This window comes from Chryseobacterium sp. PvR013, assembly GCF_017833095.1.
Classification (GTDB): Bacteria; Bacteroidota; Bacteroidia; order Flavobacteriales; family Weeksellaceae; genus Chryseobacterium; species Chryseobacterium culicis_A.
In genome coordinates, this window is record NZ_JAFIBT010000001.1 from 2,997,028 (window position 1) to 3,011,967 (window position 14,940).

Here is a 14,940-nt window from a genome sequence, read left to right on the forward strand (position 1 = left end):
ATAAAAAAAATCTCAATATATTTTTAGTTTTCCAAATAATTTCTCCATTTTTTTACAGCATCCGCCATATCTTTGGGCATTGGGCTCTCAAAATATAATTCCTTTTTTGTCGTTGGGTGTATAAATCCGAGGGTATGTGCATGAAGAGCATGTCTTGGCAAAATTTCAAAAACATTTTTAATAAATTGCTTGTATTTGGGAAGATTTACCCCTCTTAAAGGAGTATGCCCCTCATACCTTTCATCATTAAACAAAGTATGCCCTATATGCCTGAAATGCGCTCTGATCTGGTGTGTTCTTCCCGTCTCCAGTTTACACTCTACCCATGTCATGTATTTAAACCTTTCCAACACCTTATAATGAGTCACTGCATGTTTCCCGTGGCTGCCGTCTTCATAAACAGACATCTGCATTCTGTTTTTAGGATGCCTTCCGATATGACCTCTGATTGTACCCTCTTCATCCTGCATATTTCCCCACACAAAAGCCCAATACAGCCTTTTCGTAGTTCGGTTAAAGAATTGTTTTGCCAGGAAGCTTAATGCATATTCATTCTTAGCAATCACCAATAGTCCTGAGGTATCTTTATCAATTCTGTGAACAAGCCCTACTCTATCAAGATCGGATTTCTCACCATTCTTTTCAAAGTGGAAAGCCAGTGCGTTCACCAATGTTCCGTCCCAGTTACCAAATCCCGGATGTACCACCATTCCTGGTTCTTTATCCACAACAACAAGGTCATCATCTTCATAAACGATATTCACAGGAATATCTTGTGGAATAATGACATTCTCTCTCGGAGGATGCGTAAGCAGCACAGAAATCTGATCTCCTGGTTTTACACGATAGTTCTGCTTTACCGCAGTTCCGTTCACGATGACATTTCCGGCTCTGCAGGTTTGTGAAATTTTATTCCTTGAAGAATTCTGTCGGTATATTAACAGGAACTTATCAATTCTTAACGGTTCCTGCTTGCTGTCAACAGTGATATTAAGATGTTCATACAATCCTTTATTTTCCTCATCAATATCGATGTTTTCAATACTGTTGGAATCTAATAATTCTTCATCTAAAAAATCGTCGTTATCTTCTGACATTGTTTTATATTTTTTACACAAAAGGCCTCAACATTTTGCAGTTGAAGCCTGTATTTTTGATATTAATCTGATTTTATTCTACGACAACCTTCTTAGCTTTTGGCTTTTGCGCAGGTTGTTGTGTTGTGGCAGCCGGTTTGGCTGTACTTCCTGTAGCATGAGTACCGTTCCCTGCAGACGTTTTAGGTTTTTCAACAGTGGTAGCAACTGGTTTAGCTGCTGTAGTCTGAGTTTTAGGAGTTTCAGTTTTTGGAACTTCCGGCTTTGGAGTTTCTCTTTTAGGTGCAGGAGCAGGCACTACGGGAGCATCATAACTTGGCTCACTGTGCACTTCTTCATATCGAACCGGAGGAAGTGAAGTATCCACTTTCATACGGTAGATAGAATTCAGCTGCTCTACTTTTGCTCTTAATTCTGCCGGAGTTTTCTTACTCGCCCAAAGGTCGATCTGCATTCCCTGATCACGAACATCTCCGGAAGCAGGATCCTGATAATAGATAATATCAGACTCATCTGTACTTCCATCTTCATGTTCTACCAATCCTACTTCAAACATACTTTTGGCAATCACAGCTCTCGCTTCTTTTACCGTAAGTCCTACTACATTAGGAATAGAAATATTTCTCATGGGCCCGGATCCTACCACTACATCAATCGTAGAGAATCTTGGTAAACGAGTTCCCGGGTTTACAGCATTTCCTTTATATAATATTCTTAAAAGAGCATCTTTCTGAATACTCGGCTCATAAATGGTATCACCGATTTTAAGACCTACCTGATCCAATCTCTGGAATGCCAGTCCTGAATATTTATTGATAACATTCGGCACTGCAATAGGAGCCCATGTTCTCGGATTTACTTTAAGCGTTACCGTTCTTCCGTCTTTCACACGGGAACCTGGTGCAGGATACACCTGCAACACCTGGAATGGTCTGTACTTCGGGTCGTAATTGGCACTGTCTACTTCATATTCCAGTCCTGTATCATCTAATATTTTAACGGCATCATGTACCGATTTATTTACAATATTGGGAACAGGAATTTCCTGACCGTGATTAGTATGGTATTCCAACCAGCGAAATGTAAGCCATACAAGCCCCACGAAAACACCGATGGCTACTACTAAATTCAGTAAAACTTTCCAATTGAAAAGTGATTTAAGCATACTTAAAAATACTTTAATTATAACCGCAAATATAGCTAATAATTTTAGAATGGACTTTTTATTTAACACAATTCATTTTCGATTTTAAAATTTGCCGATTTCCCATATTGCATTGCATAAAATGATTAAATTTGCCTTAATTGATACTATATGGTTATGAATAAAAAAAGTGTTGCCGTAGTAATGGGAGGCTATTCTGATGAATATGTTGTTTCTTTAAAAAGCGGACAATTGATTTATGATTCTCTGGACAGAAATCTCTATGACGTATACAAAGTAGTAGTCCTTAAAGATGAATGGTATTTTTTAGGAGAAAATGATAAAAAATATGCCATCAACAGAGGAGATTTTTCTGTGACTTTAGATAATGGTGAAGTCTTAAAATTTGATGTTTGTTTCAATATTATCCACGGAACTCCGGGGGAAAATGGAATTCTTCAGGCATACTGGGATGCCATTGGTCAAAAATATACAGGTTGTGATTTTTACCAGAGTGCTCTTACTTTCAATAAAAAAGATACTCTTGCCGTGTTATCTAAATATGGAATTCCTTCTGCAAAAAGCATTTATTTAAGAAAAGGTGAAGACATTAATGTGGATGAGATTGTATCAGAACTCAATCTTCCTCTGTTTGTAAAACCTAATCAATCCGGATCTTCGCTGGGAATTTCCAAAGTAAAAGAAAAATCAGAACTGATTGCGGCTACTGAAATTGCATTCAAAGAAGATCATGAAATCCTGATTGAAAGTTTCCTTGATGGTATGGAAGTTTCTGTAGGCGTTATTGATTTTAAAGGAGAAACTATTGTGTTAGGAATTACAGAAATTGTTCCTACTAATGAGTTTTTCGATTATGAAGCAAAATACGAAGGAGCTTCTGAAGAAATTACACCGGCAAGAATTGACGAAGAAACTACAAAGAGAGTGGAAGAAATTGCTAAAAGAGCATACAATTCATTAGGGATGAGCGGTTTTTCAAGAAGTGAATTTATTCTGATGAACGGAATTCCTTATATGCTTGAAATGAATACCAACCCGGGATTCTCTCCTGCAAGTATCCTTCCTCAGCAGGCAAGACATTATGGAATTTCCATCATGGATCTTTGCGGAAATGAAGTTGAAAAAGCACTTAATAAATAAAATAGAAGTTAGAAATTAGAGGTTAGAAGCCAGAAGCAAAATACACTCACAGCTTATAACAGATAATTCACGATTCAAAATTATAACTCGTACAACATGAAAATTGCTGTTTTCCCAGGGTCTTTTGACCCGATTACACTAGGACATTACGACATTATAGAAAGAGCGGCACCGCTATTTGATAAATTAATCATCGCTATCGGCCAGAATTCTCAGAAAAAATATATGTTCCCTCTTGAGAAAAGAGTGGAATTTATCCAGAATTCTGTAGCAGAGTTTCCCAACGTGGAAGTAGACTCATTTGAAGGCTTAACAGTGGATTACTGTTTTGAGAAAAATGCTCAGTATATTATCAGAGGACTGAGAAACCCTGCCGATTTTGAATTTGAAAAAGCAATTGCTCATACCAACAGAACATTAGCTCACAAAAAACTGGAAACCGTATTCTTATTGACTTCTTCTGGAAAATCTTTCATCAGCAGCAGCATTGTAAGGGAAATCATTACCCACGGCGGCGAATATGAACTGATGGTTCCGGACTCAGTTAGGGTAGAAAGATAAACAAAACAATATTTGATAAGCGATAAATGATAATTGATACAATGGCCAAGAATTTGCTTAAGCAAAAAATCATTCATCAATTATCATTTATCATTCATAACTTATGCACGAACAGTTCAATTTTGCTATAGAAGTCCTGGGGACCATTGCCTTTTCCATGTCGGGAAGTTTTGCAGCAATGCAGAAACGGCTTGATCCGTTCGGAGTGCTTATTATTGCATTTGTAACTTCTGTGGGAGGAGGAACTGTAAGAGATTTACTGCTTGATATCCCTGTATTCTGGATGCATGATCTTCTGATGTGTGCTTTGATTCTCGTGACCAGCATTTTTTCAATGGTCTTCAAATCTCTTGAAAAGAACTTTAAAGTCACTTTATTTATCTTCGACAGCTTTGGTCTTGGATTATTTACCATTATCGGAGTTCAGAAAGGCTTAAATGCAGGAATCCATCCTATGATCTGTATTGCTTTAGGAACCATAACAGGTTGTTTCGGAGGGATTATCCGGGATATATTGCTCAACAGAATTCCATTAATTTTCAGAAAGGAAATTTATGCCACAGCATGTATATTGGGAGGTTCTGCATTTTTATTGATGACCAGATATACCATGCTTTCTTATACTTTTATACAAATCTTCACTATTTTACTGATTGTTGCTATAAGAACCTTTGCAGTAAAATACCATTGGCAGATGCCTAAGTTCTATGGCTACGACCAGAATTCGGAAATGTAACTTTGTGAAAAAATTACCTCTTATCATTCTATCATTTTCTTTATTCTCCTGCAAACACGAGAGTCAATTTGATCTGAATAAAGATCTTTATCATTTTTCCGAAAGAATGGAAAACGGAGATACGTTTAAGATCATGACTGATCTTTCAGCCTGCACATTCCTTGCATTTGAAACCTATACTTTTACCAAGCAGCATGACACTCTGTTTCTGGAGAAATACTCTGAAATAGCATCATATGGTAAAACGAGCCAAACATTACCTAAAAGAATCTATAAAGTAAAAGCCAGCGATCCTTTGTCTTTTGAAAATTATCTTAAATTCCTGAACAAAGAAGATAAACCGCATGAGAAAGGAGATTTCCCTCTGGTTACGGTAACCTATAAAAAACAAAGCCGGAAATTTTATGATGACGGACTCCAAGATAAGTTTATGAAGCATGATAGTTTGTTTGCCGTTAAGGAAAACATTTACCCAAAAGATACATTTTTTAAACAGGAAGCACCTCCACCGCCTCCAATCATAAAAAACAAAAAGTCCTGAAAAATCAGGACTTTTATATTATATTTTTTTATTGACTAGAAGAATTTTCCTCTGTTTCTCATATTCGGGTTATGCATATGTTTCTGCATAGTCGGCATTTTCAACTGATCTTTCATCATTTTGATCTGATCCGTCATCATGCCTGCGCTGTCTAATCTTTTTGCTTCTTCCAACAACTTCTGCCCTTCCTGTTTTCTTCCTTTGGAAATAGCTGCTGCCGCAAGATTCAACGTAGCCATTGCTCTGTCGTGTTTCATATTTAAACCATACTCCAACGCTTTCTTCATGAAAGGTTCTACTTTCGCAGGGTGATCCTGAGCTTGTGTCAATCCTGATAAATAGTGAAAATATCCGTATTGAGTTTTGTGAAGCTGGCCTTTATAATCTGTTATTTTTGATAACCATTCTCCGGCTTTTTCCATATTTTGTTTTCTCAATTGCCAGAATGCCAACAGAATATATTCGTTCTTGAAGAATAGTAAGATTGGGAATGCAGCTAAAAGAAAAACAACAATTCCCCACCCAAGGTTTCTTGTGAAAAACATCATATAAAGTCCTAACAGGATAAGAAGTGCTGCTACTGCAATTTTTATGTATTTATTCATTATTAAATTTTAAAAGTGCAAAGATAAATAAATTAGAGATTAGAAGCTAGAAGTTAGAGGTTAGAATTCCTATAACTATTCGCTCTTAATTTTTTCAAACGTCTGGAAGCAGAAATCATAGCCATTTTTTTCATCTTTTTCATGACAGGTTTCGTTTGTTTTTTTCCAGATTTTCTGATCTATTTTTGGAAAGAATGTATCTGCTTTAAGATCTGCTTTCACCAGAGTAACCTCAAGTCTGTCTACTAAATCAATAGTCTGCTCATAGATATTTCCTCCACCGATAACGAAAACTTCCTCATCAATCTTTTTAGCAAATTTCAAAGCTTCTTTAATGCTTCCCACGATAAGAATTCCTTCTTCAAACCAGTCTTTCTTTCTTGACACAACAATGTTGGTACGGTTCGGAAGAGGCTTGCCAATACTTTCGTACGTTTTTCTTCCCATTATAATCGGATGTCCTGAAGTAATATCTTTAAAATGTTTTAGATCTTTGGGAAGATGCCAAAGCAACTGGTTTTCAAAACCAATTTCGTTTTTCTCTCCCATTGCCACCACTATTGTTGTCATTCAAATAATTTTTTACAAAATTAGCACATAATTTGTATATTTGGTTAGCACAAAAAATTTAAAAAAATAAACTATGAAAAATAAAGGATGTCTGGGTGCAGGAACCATTGGTATTGCCCTTCTTATTATTGTTGCTATTCTATTCTTCTGGGGAAAAAGCGGATATAACAGCTTTGTCAACAAAGAACAGACTGTAAACGCAAAATGGTCTAATGTAGAGACCGTATATCAGAAAAGAGCAAACCTTATTCCTAACCTGGAAAGAACGGTAAAATCGTACTCAAAATTTGAGCAGGAAACTTTAACTCAAGTGGTAGAAGCTCGTTCCAAAGCGACTTCTATCAATATCGATCCTACGAATATGACCGAAGCTGATCTTGCCAAATTCCAGGCTGCACAAGGAGAATTATCGGGTGCTTTAAGCCGATTGATGGCCGTAGTAGAGTCTTATCCTAACTTAAAAGCAGACCAGCAATATATCAACTTCCAGAGAGAATATACCGCTATCGAAAACAGTATCAGAACAGAAACTGTTTATTATAACGATGCTGCAAAGGATTACAATACTTCCATCAAGACTTTCCCGAATAATATTCTGGCGAATTTCACCAACTTTAAAGAAAAACCTTATTTCAAAGCTGATGCAGGAGCTCAGAAAGCCCCTGAAGTATTCAAATAATAATGGGTAACTTCCTAACAAATCAACAGATCGCTTCCCTCGTGGAAGCGATTCAGTCTGCAGAAGATCATTCTACGGGAGAGATCAGGGTACATATTGATTCCAATACAGAAAACCGTGATGCTAAAACGGCATTTGATGTTTTCAAAAAACTCGATATGGATAAAACGGCTGACCGGAATGCTGTGCTTTTCCATGTGAATTTCGAACAAAAATATCTTACTATTATTGGAGATATCGGAATTCATGAAAAGGTAAGACAGTCTTACTGGGATCATCTTCACGATTATATCACTGCTGAATTTGCCAAAGGAAATTATTATCAGGCTCTGAAAAGTGCCATCCTGGAAACAGGACTTGAACTCAAAAAATATTTTCCTGTAGAAGGAGAAAATCCAAACCAACTCTCAAATGAAATTACATTCTCTTAAAATAGTATTTTCATTTTTACTACTCTGCTTTTACACTTTTGTATCAGCACAATACACCATTCCTGAAAAACCAGCAGTTCTCTATCCTGTTTTTGATGAAGCAGAATTGCTTTCTCAGCAGGAAAAAGATGCCCTTAATAATAAACTGATCAAGTTTGCAGATTCTACCTCAACGGAAATTGAAGTAGTCATCATCCGCTCCACCAAAGGAGAAGATGTGAATTTTCTGGCTACCATGTTCGGAGAGAAATGGAAAATCGGAAAAAAGGGTGTTGACAACGGAGTGGTTTTCCTTATCGCCACAGAAGACAGAACCATGTCTATCCAGCAGGGACGTGCCGTGGAACAATATCTTACAGCATCCGTAGCAGGACAGATCTTAGATTATATTGTCACCCCAAATTTCAAGAAAGGCCTTTGGTATGAAGGAATCAACGGTGGAACCTCAGCCATTATGGAGGCTGTTGAGGGAAAATTCAAACCTGTAGCAACCACAGCTCCTTCCGGCAACGGAAGTGCTTTTAAAGTCCTTATTATTGCTTTTGTTATTTTCATCATTATTGCTATCCTTTTTGGTAACAGAGGCGGCGGACGTGGCGGAAATAATGACGACGATGATGATGTGATTATCACAAGAAAAGGACGCAGAAATTATCCTGGCGGGTTCTTCCCATTCCCAGGCAGTTTCGGAGGCGGTGGCTTTGGCGGAGGAAGTTCCGGCGGTGGCGGCGGCGGCTTTGGAGGCTTCGGCGGTGGCGGAAGTTTTGGAGGCGGCGGTGCATCCGGAGGATGGTAAAATTCACCCTTAAAAGAACGTACATCTATCTCATCTTTTTTACATTATCATTTTAAATTCTTTTTCGAATTCATTACAATTTTTATTCAACTCAACCCATGAAATTCTTATTTAATCTTTTCTTTTTACTTTTCTCAATCAGTACATTTTCTCAGAAAATAAATTCAGAAAACTATTATAATTTTTATAACAACAATAAAGAAAATTTAAAAAGCAAAAGATTATATACGGTATGGCTGAATAAAACAGAAGCCAGCATGATCTTAAAAGAAGAAATGAAAAATGCAGGTTTTGAATGGCTGAGTGATTTTAGAATTGTCAAAATTAATGATGAAGAATTCGTTATAGCTCTTTGTTATTCGGAAAAGTCTAAGTTTGGCTTTGTGTATGAATCATCTCATTTTGCGATCCCTAAGAAGGAAAACAGAACCATAAAAAGTTTATATAAACAAGATACCGGAAATGATTATTCAGAAAAAATAGTAAGTATCAATGGAGATTCTAAATTTGTTAAAATAAAAGATCTTCCTTCCAATTTACAAATCATAAAAGAAGATATCTACTGGTATCAACGTACTGAGAATCCTGAAGATGATAAATATTTAGTCACCAAACAGGATATGATTACTATTCTTCGTGAAGACATACGCAAAACCTTAAGCAGCTTCAAAAAATAAACAATATCTTTTTACAAAGCTCATACCCGAATTAAAGAATGAATAAAGAGATTTTCAACCGATTATTCTATTCATTCCTGTCTTCATTCCCAACAACTAATACTTGTTTTTTATCTAAATGACAAAAATACCCCCTTTATTTATTTAATCTTAACATTAAATTCAATTTTCCATATTAAAAAATTAATAAAAGCGTTAAAAAACCACCTTTTATTCAATATTTTTTATTATATTTACTGAAAACAGGATTATGAAGAAGACGCTGGTAGTATTTGCACACCCTTATCTGGAGCACTCCAATTCGAATGTAGAGCTCATCAATTTCTACGTTCGCCACCAGCATTATACCCTAAGAGATCTTTACGAAGAATATCCTGATTTTCATATCGCTGCTTTCCGGGAAAGAAAACGTCTTAAGAACTATGAACGTTTTGTTTTTCAGTTTCCCCTGATATGGTTTGGAATGCCTCCACTTCTCAGATTATGGATTGATGAAGTTTTCGACAGAGACTGGCTTAAAGAAGGTGAGCATAATCCTCTGGAAGGAAAAGAAGTGTATATTCTGGTCACCACAGGTGGAAAAGAAAGATCTTTCAGCAAAACCGGAACCTATCAATACACCATAGATGAACTCATCAGCGGACTGATTGTTTCATTAAAGGTTTTCAAAGCTGATATCAGGCACATCAAAATCGTATACGAAGCTAACAAGCTTTCTAAAAAAGAAATTATTTTACATAAAAAGGAATTTACAGAACTACTCAATCAATAGCATATGGAATCCAGCTTAGCGATGAACACATTAATCTTCCTGGGTGTAGCCATTATTATGGTTCCATTAGCCAGGAAATTAGGGTTGAGCTCTGTAATCGGTTATATTTTAGGAGGAATCATTATAGGTCCTTATGTCCTTAAACTTACAGGAAATAATGTAAATGACATTATGCATGCCAGCGAGTTTGGAGTCATCATGCTTTTATTTTTGGTGGGCTTAGAGCTGGAACCCCGTAAATTCTGGGAAATGCGAAAAAAAATAATGGGTCTGGGACTTTCCCAAATGGTACTCACCATTCTTTTGCTTTTCTTAGTATTTACAAGTGTAGGCTGGAGAGTAGACAAAGCTATAGCTATTGCGATGTGTTTTGCTTTATCGTCTACCGCAATTGTCCTCCAGACCTTGCAGGAAAAGAATAACCTTAAGACGACAGCAGGAGAAGCTTCATTCTCTACCTTGTTGTTTCAGGATATTTCAGTGATTCCTATTTTGGCAATACTCCCTATTCTGGCCAATTATAAAGCCAAGCATCATGATAATGAAATTCAGATTCTGATCCAAAAACTACCGGAATGGCTTCAGGCCGGAACCGTAATTTTCGGAGTAGCTTTGCTTATTTTACTGGGCAGATATGTCTTTGTTCCATTCCTGCGCTATGTGTCAAAATCTGGAATGTCAGAATTATTGACGGCTTCTTCACTATTCCTCGTTATTGGAGTTTCTGAACTGATGGTTGTTATCGGGCTTTCTCCGGCACTGGGTGCTTTCCTCGCAGGAGTAATGCTTGCCAACAGTGAATTCCGTCATGAACTGGAAGCCCAGATTGATCCTTTCAAAGGACTGCTGTTAGCTGTTTTCTTTGTCAGTGTAGGATCAACGATCAATTTTAATATTATTCAGCAAGATCCGTTATTTATCTTCAGTACTGTTTTTGCTGTACTGGCCGTAAAATTTGTTGTTTTATATACGATTGGAAAGTTTTTCAGGATAGATACTCCTCAGAGTCTTTTTTATGCATTTGCGCTTTCTCAGGTAGGAGAATTTGCATTTGTACTGCTCAATTATGCGTCGGATCTCTATCTTTTAGGTCCTGAAATGAATGCACAAATGATGGCTGTTACGGCAATCACCATGTGTATTACTCCCATCCTTCTTATTATCAATGATAAGTTGATTACTCCGAAATTCATTAAAGAAATTCCAGAGGAAGAACATGATTATAATATTCTCGACAGTGATGTTACTCAAAAGAAAATTATTATTGTAGGTTTTGGGCATTTTGGAAGTACGGTGGGACGTCTTTTAAAAGCCAATAAAATACCCGCTACCGTTTTGGACCGTGATTCTGATCGTGTGAAATTGCTCAGAAGCTATGGTTTTAAAGTCTATTATGGTGATGCCACCCGAATACCTATTTTAAGAGCCGCAGGAATTGAAGATGCTGAAATTCTGGTTTTATGTCTGGATGATTCAGATGATAACAAATTCATTGCAGAACTTGTGCGTGAACATTATCCCAATGTGAAAATTTTTGTAAGAGCGAAAAACAGGATTGATGCTTATGATTATCTAAACAGCGGTGTTAATCATATCTACCGTGAAACATTAGGAACAGCGGTTGATATGGCTGTGGATGTACTTCATGAAACGGGAATGAGGAAATATGCTGCAAGACGTCTTGGACAAAGATTTATGGCTATTGATAAAGCTTCAGTCAGAAAACTGGCAAAAATGAAGGAAAATAATGATGACATTACACTATTTACCACAAAAGAAATCCTCCAACGGGAGGAGGAATTATTAGCTTATGACAATCTTAATTTTGATAATAAAAACTGGGAAGGTTCCTCATCCGCTGATGAAGAAGATGAGGAGGAATCCCAAGGTTAATTTATTGGATGTTTACGCTTCCACCACTGCTTTCATCTTTGATGACACTCTTAAGCTCTCCTTTTTTCGAAATGTCTACACTTCCACCGGATGAAGCGCCTGCATTCACACTGGAAACAGCACTGATCTGAATACTTGCTCCACTGGAAGCATCAGCGTCTACATTATCAGCAACAACTCCTTTAGCAGAAACACTGCTTCCTGAAGAAGCACTTACCTCTACTTTTTTTGCTTTTCCGGAAAGATCAAGTGTGGATCCAGATGAAGATTCAATATCAAGGTTGACAGCCCAGATTTTACCATCGAAACTGCTGCTGCTGCTTACATTGATATCCATATCGTTAGCCTCCAGATCTCCGGAAATACTTCCTGCACTAGATGCTTCGATCTCTGTTTTTTCCTGGGTAAATTTATCTTTTACAATAATTCTTGCAGCTGAGTCAGCAAGAAGTTTCTTAAAATCTTTTGTATAAATTTTTGCCGTCACTTTACTGATATTCATCACTCTGATCCCCGGCTTATAATGAATATGCAGTTTTCCACCATCATTATCTACAAGAATTTCATTGATGATACTCTGAGGTGCTGAGATTTCTACTTTTTCTGTTTCAGATTTTATAATTTCAGCTTCTATGGCTTGTGAAACCTGGATTTCATCAAAATCTCCGTTAAATTCTTTATGCTGTATCGGGCCACTTTCTTTCGTTACTACTTTCTCTACCCAGTTATTTCTGTCTCCTTCTCCGTCTCTGTTTCTGTTCTCATGTTTATCGTTACATGAGGCCAATGCCACTAAGGCTGAAAAAATAAATAAAGTCCTTGTTTTCATGCTTATTTCTTTTGTTGATTATTTTTTTGATTCCTTTATTAAATAACAACTAATTTATAAAAAATATTACATTACATTTAAAAATACTGCAATTGTCTGCAACACAGATTTTTCAGAAACCCTTTTCTTTACTTACCCTACCTAACTCATTCATTTAAAAACACTCCCGGAACGGTTTCAATAAATACATACGCCAAAATAGATTCTATGATACAAGTTTTTAATATCTTTATCATTTAATAACAACTATATTTATGAAGAATATTTCATCGGTATTATTAATTTCTGCCTTGGCGTTCAATCAATCTTGTACTACAATGAAACAGACCGATATTCAACAGGAGCTTCCTGCCCCTGATCCCTCTTTATCTTCAAATCCTTTTATGAAGAAAAGCAAGCTTCAGTATGAAGCTCCGGAGTTTGACAAAATCAAAAATGAACACTTCAAACCTGCTTTTAACTATGGTTTAAAGCAGCATGAAGCTGAAATTGTAAAGATTGCCAACAATCCTGCTGCTCCTACTTTTGAAAATACCATCGTTGCATTGGAAAAAAGTGGCGAAGTATTAAGAAGAGCACAAATTGTATTCTCCAATCTTACAAGTGCCAATACAAATCCTACCTTACAGGCTTTGGATGAAGAATATGCACCTATTTTTGCTGCACATTCTGATAAATTGTACCTGAATGAAAATCTATATAAAAGAATACAATCCATCAAAGAAGACGGTCTTGATTCTGAAAGCAAAAGACTTGTACAATATTATAAGCAGAATTTTGAAATCGCAGGAGCGAACCTTTCTGCAGCTGATAAAGAAAAACTAAAACAAATCAACCAGGAGCTGGCTTCCCTTTCTACTCAATATTCCAATAAATTACTGGAGGCAAGAAAGCAAGGTGGAGTTTTCTTCTCTGATGCTAAAGAGCTTGACGGCCTTTCTGCTGATGAAATTGCTGCGGCAGCATCTGATGCTAAAACAGCAGGACAACCTGGAAAATATCTTCTGGCGTTACAAAATACAACACAGCAGCCTCTTTTACAAAACTTGAAAAACAGAGCTACCAGAGAAAAGCTGTTCAAAGCATCATGGACAAGAGCTGAAAAAGGAGATGCTAATGATACAAGATCTACGATTGAGCAACTGGCTAAGCTGAGATTGAAAAAAGCTCAGATTTTAGGTAAGAAAAACTTTGCTGAGTGGAAACTTCAGGATCAGATGGCCAAAACACCTGAAGCAGCTACCCAACTGATGAATCAGATTGCAACTCCTGCAGTGGAAACAGCAAGACGTGAAGCAAAAGATATTCAGGATCTTATTGATCAGCAGAAAGGAGGTTTCAAAGTAGAACCTTGGGACTGGAATTTCTACGCTGAACAGGTAAGAAAAGCTAAATTTGATCTTGATGAAAGCCAAATAAAACCCTATTTTGAAATCACAACGGTTCTGGAAAAAGGAGTTTTCTTTGCCGCTGAAAAATTCTATGGACTGACTTTCAAAAAGAGAACAGATCTTCCGGTGTACCACCCTGATGTAGTAACATACGAAGTTTTCGATCATGATGGAAAATCTATCGCCATTTACTACCTGGATTTCTATACAAGAGATTCTAAAAACGGTGGAGCATGGATGAGCAATTTTGTTGAGCAGTCTTATTTATTAGGAACAAAACCTGTAATCGTTAACTGCTACAATTACCAGAAACCAGCTCCAGGAAAACCTTCATTAATCAGCTATGACGATGTTTCAACTATTTTCCATGAATTTGGACACTCCATCCACGGAATGTTTGCCAGCCAGAAATACCCTTCTCTTTCAGGAACAAATGTACCAAGAGACTTCGTAGAATTCCCGTCTCAGATCAATGAGCACTGGGCTTTGGATCCTGCTGTTCTGAAGAATTATGCTGTTCATTATGAAACAAAACAGCCTATTCCGCAGGCTTTGGTAGAAAAAATTAAAAAAGCGTCTACTTTCAACCAAGGATATATGACTACTGAATTGGTTTCTGCTGCCGAGCTTGATATGGATTGGCATACCGTAAGCAATGACAGTCAGTTCATTCCTGTTTTAGATTTTGAAAAACAATCTTTAGCCAGCCATGGATTCAACTTAGCAACAGTTCCTCCGAGATACCATACTCCTTATTTTGCACACATCTGGGGAGGTGGATATTCAGCAGGATACTATGCTTATTTATGGTCTGAAACATTGGATAACGATGCATGGGAATGGATCAGCAAAAACGGAGGCCTGACCAGAGAAAATGGTGACCGTTTCAGAAAATACATTCTGTCTGTAGGAAATTCTGTAGATCTGAATCAGGCATTCAGAGACTTTACAGGACACGATCCGGATATCAAACCTTTATTAAGAAACAGAGGTTTTATTAAATAAATTAACGGGAAGCATTCTTTAATTAGAGTGCTTCTTTTTATGTTTCGGCTAA

The 14,940-nt window shown here is 36.9% G+C and carries 16 protein-coding genes; 11 read left to right on the forward strand and 5 right to left on the reverse strand.

Annotated elements, in window-relative coordinates:
- Nucleotides 1–23: 23 nt before the first annotated feature.
- A complete protein-coding gene (locus JOE44_RS13645; protein ID WP_209785998.1) occupies nt 24–1,097 on the reverse strand; it encodes an RluA family pseudouridine synthase in 1,074 nt (357 codons plus the stop codon).
- A gap of 73 nt (nt 1,098–1,170) precedes the next feature.
- A complete protein-coding gene (locus tag JOE44_RS13650) occupies nt 1,171–2,262 on the reverse strand; it encodes a PASTA domain-containing protein (RefSeq protein WP_209785999.1) in 1,092 nt (363 codons plus the stop codon).
- Between the two features lie 156 nt (nt 2,263–2,418).
- On the opposite strand from JOE44_RS13650, the gene JOE44_RS13655 reads away from it, so the two are divergent.
- From JOE44_RS13655 to JOE44_RS13670, 4 genes are all read left to right on the forward strand, one after another.
- A complete protein-coding gene (locus tag JOE44_RS13655; RefSeq protein WP_209786000.1) occupies nt 2,419–3,402 on the forward strand; it encodes a D-alanine--D-alanine ligase in 984 nt (327 codons plus the stop codon).
- Between the two features lie 96 nt (nt 3,403–3,498).
- On the forward strand, nt 3,499–3,963 hold the full coding sequence (coaD, locus tag JOE44_RS13660) for a pantetheine-phosphate adenylyltransferase (RefSeq protein WP_209786001.1): 465 nt from the start codon (nt 3,499–3,501) through the stop codon (nt 3,961–3,963).
- Between the two features lie 103 nt (nt 3,964–4,066).
- On the forward strand, nt 4,067–4,699 hold the full coding sequence (locus JOE44_RS13665; RefSeq protein ID WP_105684370.1) for a trimeric intracellular cation channel family protein: 633 nt from the start codon (nt 4,067–4,069) through the stop codon (nt 4,697–4,699).
- A gap of 4 nt (nt 4,700–4,703) precedes the next feature.
- Nucleotides 4,704–5,240, forward strand: coding sequence for a hypothetical protein (locus JOE44_RS13670; protein WP_209786002.1), 537 nt, complete (start codon nt 4,704–4,706; stop codon nt 5,238–5,240).
- A 35-nt stretch (nt 5,241–5,275) separates the two neighbouring features.
- On the opposite strand, the gene JOE44_RS13675 is transcribed toward JOE44_RS13670, so the two are convergent.
- The gene (locus tag JOE44_RS13675; protein ID WP_105684372.1) at nt 5,276–5,845 is read right to left on the reverse strand and encodes a hypothetical protein; all 570 of its coding nucleotides are present in this window, start codon (nt 5,843–5,845) and stop codon (nt 5,276–5,278) included.
- Between the two features lie 75 nt (nt 5,846–5,920).
- Nucleotides 5,921–6,415, reverse strand: a complete 495-nt coding sequence (locus JOE44_RS13680) for a dihydrofolate reductase (protein ID WP_209786003.1) — start codon at nt 6,413–6,415, stop codon at nt 5,921–5,923.
- A 73-nt stretch (nt 6,416–6,488) separates the two neighbouring features.
- Between JOE44_RS13680 and JOE44_RS13685 the strand changes: the two genes are divergently transcribed.
- The 6 genes from JOE44_RS13685 to JOE44_RS13710 all read left to right on the forward strand — a co-directional run bounded on the left by JOE44_RS13685 (nt 6,489) and on the right by JOE44_RS13710 (nt 11,663).
- Nucleotides 6,489–7,094, forward strand: a complete 606-nt coding sequence (locus JOE44_RS13685) for a LemA family protein (RefSeq protein ID WP_034693337.1) — start codon at nt 6,489–6,491, stop codon at nt 7,092–7,094.
- A 2-nt stretch (nt 7,095–7,096) separates the two neighbouring features.
- Entirely contained in the window at nt 7,097–7,525 is a 429-nt protein-coding gene (locus JOE44_RS13690) for a TPM domain-containing protein (RefSeq protein ID WP_185126838.1), read from the forward strand.
- On the forward strand, nt 7,506–8,321 hold the full coding sequence (locus JOE44_RS13695; protein WP_209786004.1) for a TPM domain-containing protein: 816 nt from the start codon (nt 7,506–7,508) through the stop codon (nt 8,319–8,321). Before JOE44_RS13690 ends, JOE44_RS13695 begins: the two co-directional genes overlap by 20 nt.
- A 98-nt stretch (nt 8,322–8,419) precedes the next feature.
- The gene (locus JOE44_RS13700; protein WP_209786005.1) at nt 8,420–8,998 is read left to right on the forward strand and encodes a hypothetical protein; all 579 of its coding nucleotides are present in this window, start codon (nt 8,420–8,422) and stop codon (nt 8,996–8,998) included.
- 250 nt (nt 8,999–9,248) lie between these two features.
- The gene (locus JOE44_RS13705; RefSeq protein WP_105684376.1) at nt 9,249–9,770 is read left to right on the forward strand and encodes an NAD(P)H-dependent oxidoreductase; all 522 of its coding nucleotides are present in this window, start codon (nt 9,249–9,251) and stop codon (nt 9,768–9,770) included.
- 3 nt (nt 9,771–9,773) lie between these two features.
- Nucleotides 9,774–11,663: a monovalent cation:proton antiporter-2 (CPA2) family protein gene (locus JOE44_RS13710; RefSeq protein ID WP_209786006.1), complete on the forward strand. Its 1,890-nt coding sequence runs from the start codon at nt 9,774–9,776 to the stop codon at nt 11,661–11,663.
- 1 nt (nt 11,664) lies between these two features.
- Here JOE44_RS13710 and JOE44_RS13715 read toward each other — a convergent pair whose 3' ends face one another.
- Entirely contained in the window at nt 11,665–12,492 is an 828-nt protein-coding gene (locus JOE44_RS13715) for a DUF2807 domain-containing protein (RefSeq protein ID WP_209786007.1), read from the reverse strand.
- Nucleotides 12,493–12,746: 254 nt separating this feature from the next.
- Here JOE44_RS13715 and JOE44_RS13720 point away from each other — a divergent pair, with 254 nt between their 5' ends.
- Nucleotides 12,747–14,888 (forward strand): M3 family metallopeptidase, encoded by a 2,142-nt coding sequence (locus JOE44_RS13720; RefSeq protein ID WP_209786008.1) that lies wholly within the window; start codon nt 12,747–12,749, stop codon nt 14,886–14,888.
- The last annotated feature ends 52 nt before the right edge of the window (nt 14,889–14,940 follow it).

Coding starts and splice junctions, on each gene's coding strand:
- JOE44_RS13690 (WP_185126838.1), top strand. CDS start 7,097: ATGGGTAACTTCCTAACAAATCAACAGATCGCTTCCCTCGTGGAAGCG.
- JOE44_RS13680 (WP_209786003.1), bottom strand. CDS start 6,415: ATGACAACAATAGTGGTGGCAATGGGAGAGAAAAACGAAATTGGTTTT.
- JOE44_RS13665 (WP_105684370.1), top strand. CDS start 4,067: ATGCACGAACAGTTCAATTTTGCTATAGAAGTCCTGGGGACCATTGCC.
- JOE44_RS13705 (WP_105684376.1), top strand. CDS start 9,249: ATGAAGAAGACGCTGGTAGTATTTGCACACCCTTATCTGGAGCACTCC.
- JOE44_RS13675 (WP_105684372.1), bottom strand. CDS start 5,845: ATGAATAAATACATAAAAATTGCAGTAGCAGCACTTCTTATCCTGTTA.
- JOE44_RS13715 (WP_209786007.1), bottom strand. CDS start 12,492: ATGAAAACAAGGACTTTATTTATTTTTTCAGCCTTAGTGGCATTGGCC.
- JOE44_RS13685 (WP_034693337.1), top strand. CDS start 6,489: ATGAAAAATAAAGGATGTCTGGGTGCAGGAACCATTGGTATTGCCCTT.
- JOE44_RS13700 (WP_209786005.1), top strand. CDS start 8,420: ATGAAATTCTTATTTAATCTTTTCTTTTTACTTTTCTCAATCAGTACA.
- JOE44_RS13710 (WP_209786006.1), top strand. CDS start 9,774: ATGGAATCCAGCTTAGCGATGAACACATTAATCTTCCTGGGTGTAGCC.
- JOE44_RS13655 (WP_209786000.1), top strand. CDS start 2,419: ATGAATAAAAAAAGTGTTGCCGTAGTAATGGGAGGCTATTCTGATGAA.
- coaD (WP_209786001.1), top strand. CDS start 3,499: ATGAAAATTGCTGTTTTCCCAGGGTCTTTTGACCCGATTACACTAGGA.
- JOE44_RS13645 (WP_209785998.1), bottom strand. CDS start 1,097: ATGTCAGAAGATAACGACGATTTTTTAGATGAAGAATTATTAGATTCC.
- JOE44_RS13720 (WP_209786008.1), top strand. CDS start 12,747: ATGAAGAATATTTCATCGGTATTATTAATTTCTGCCTTGGCGTTCAAT.
- JOE44_RS13650 (WP_209785999.1), bottom strand. CDS start 2,262: ATGCTTAAATCACTTTTCAATTGGAAAGTTTTACTGAATTTAGTAGTA.
- JOE44_RS13695 (WP_209786004.1), top strand. CDS start 7,506: ATGAAATTACATTCTCTTAAAATAGTATTTTCATTTTTACTACTCTGC.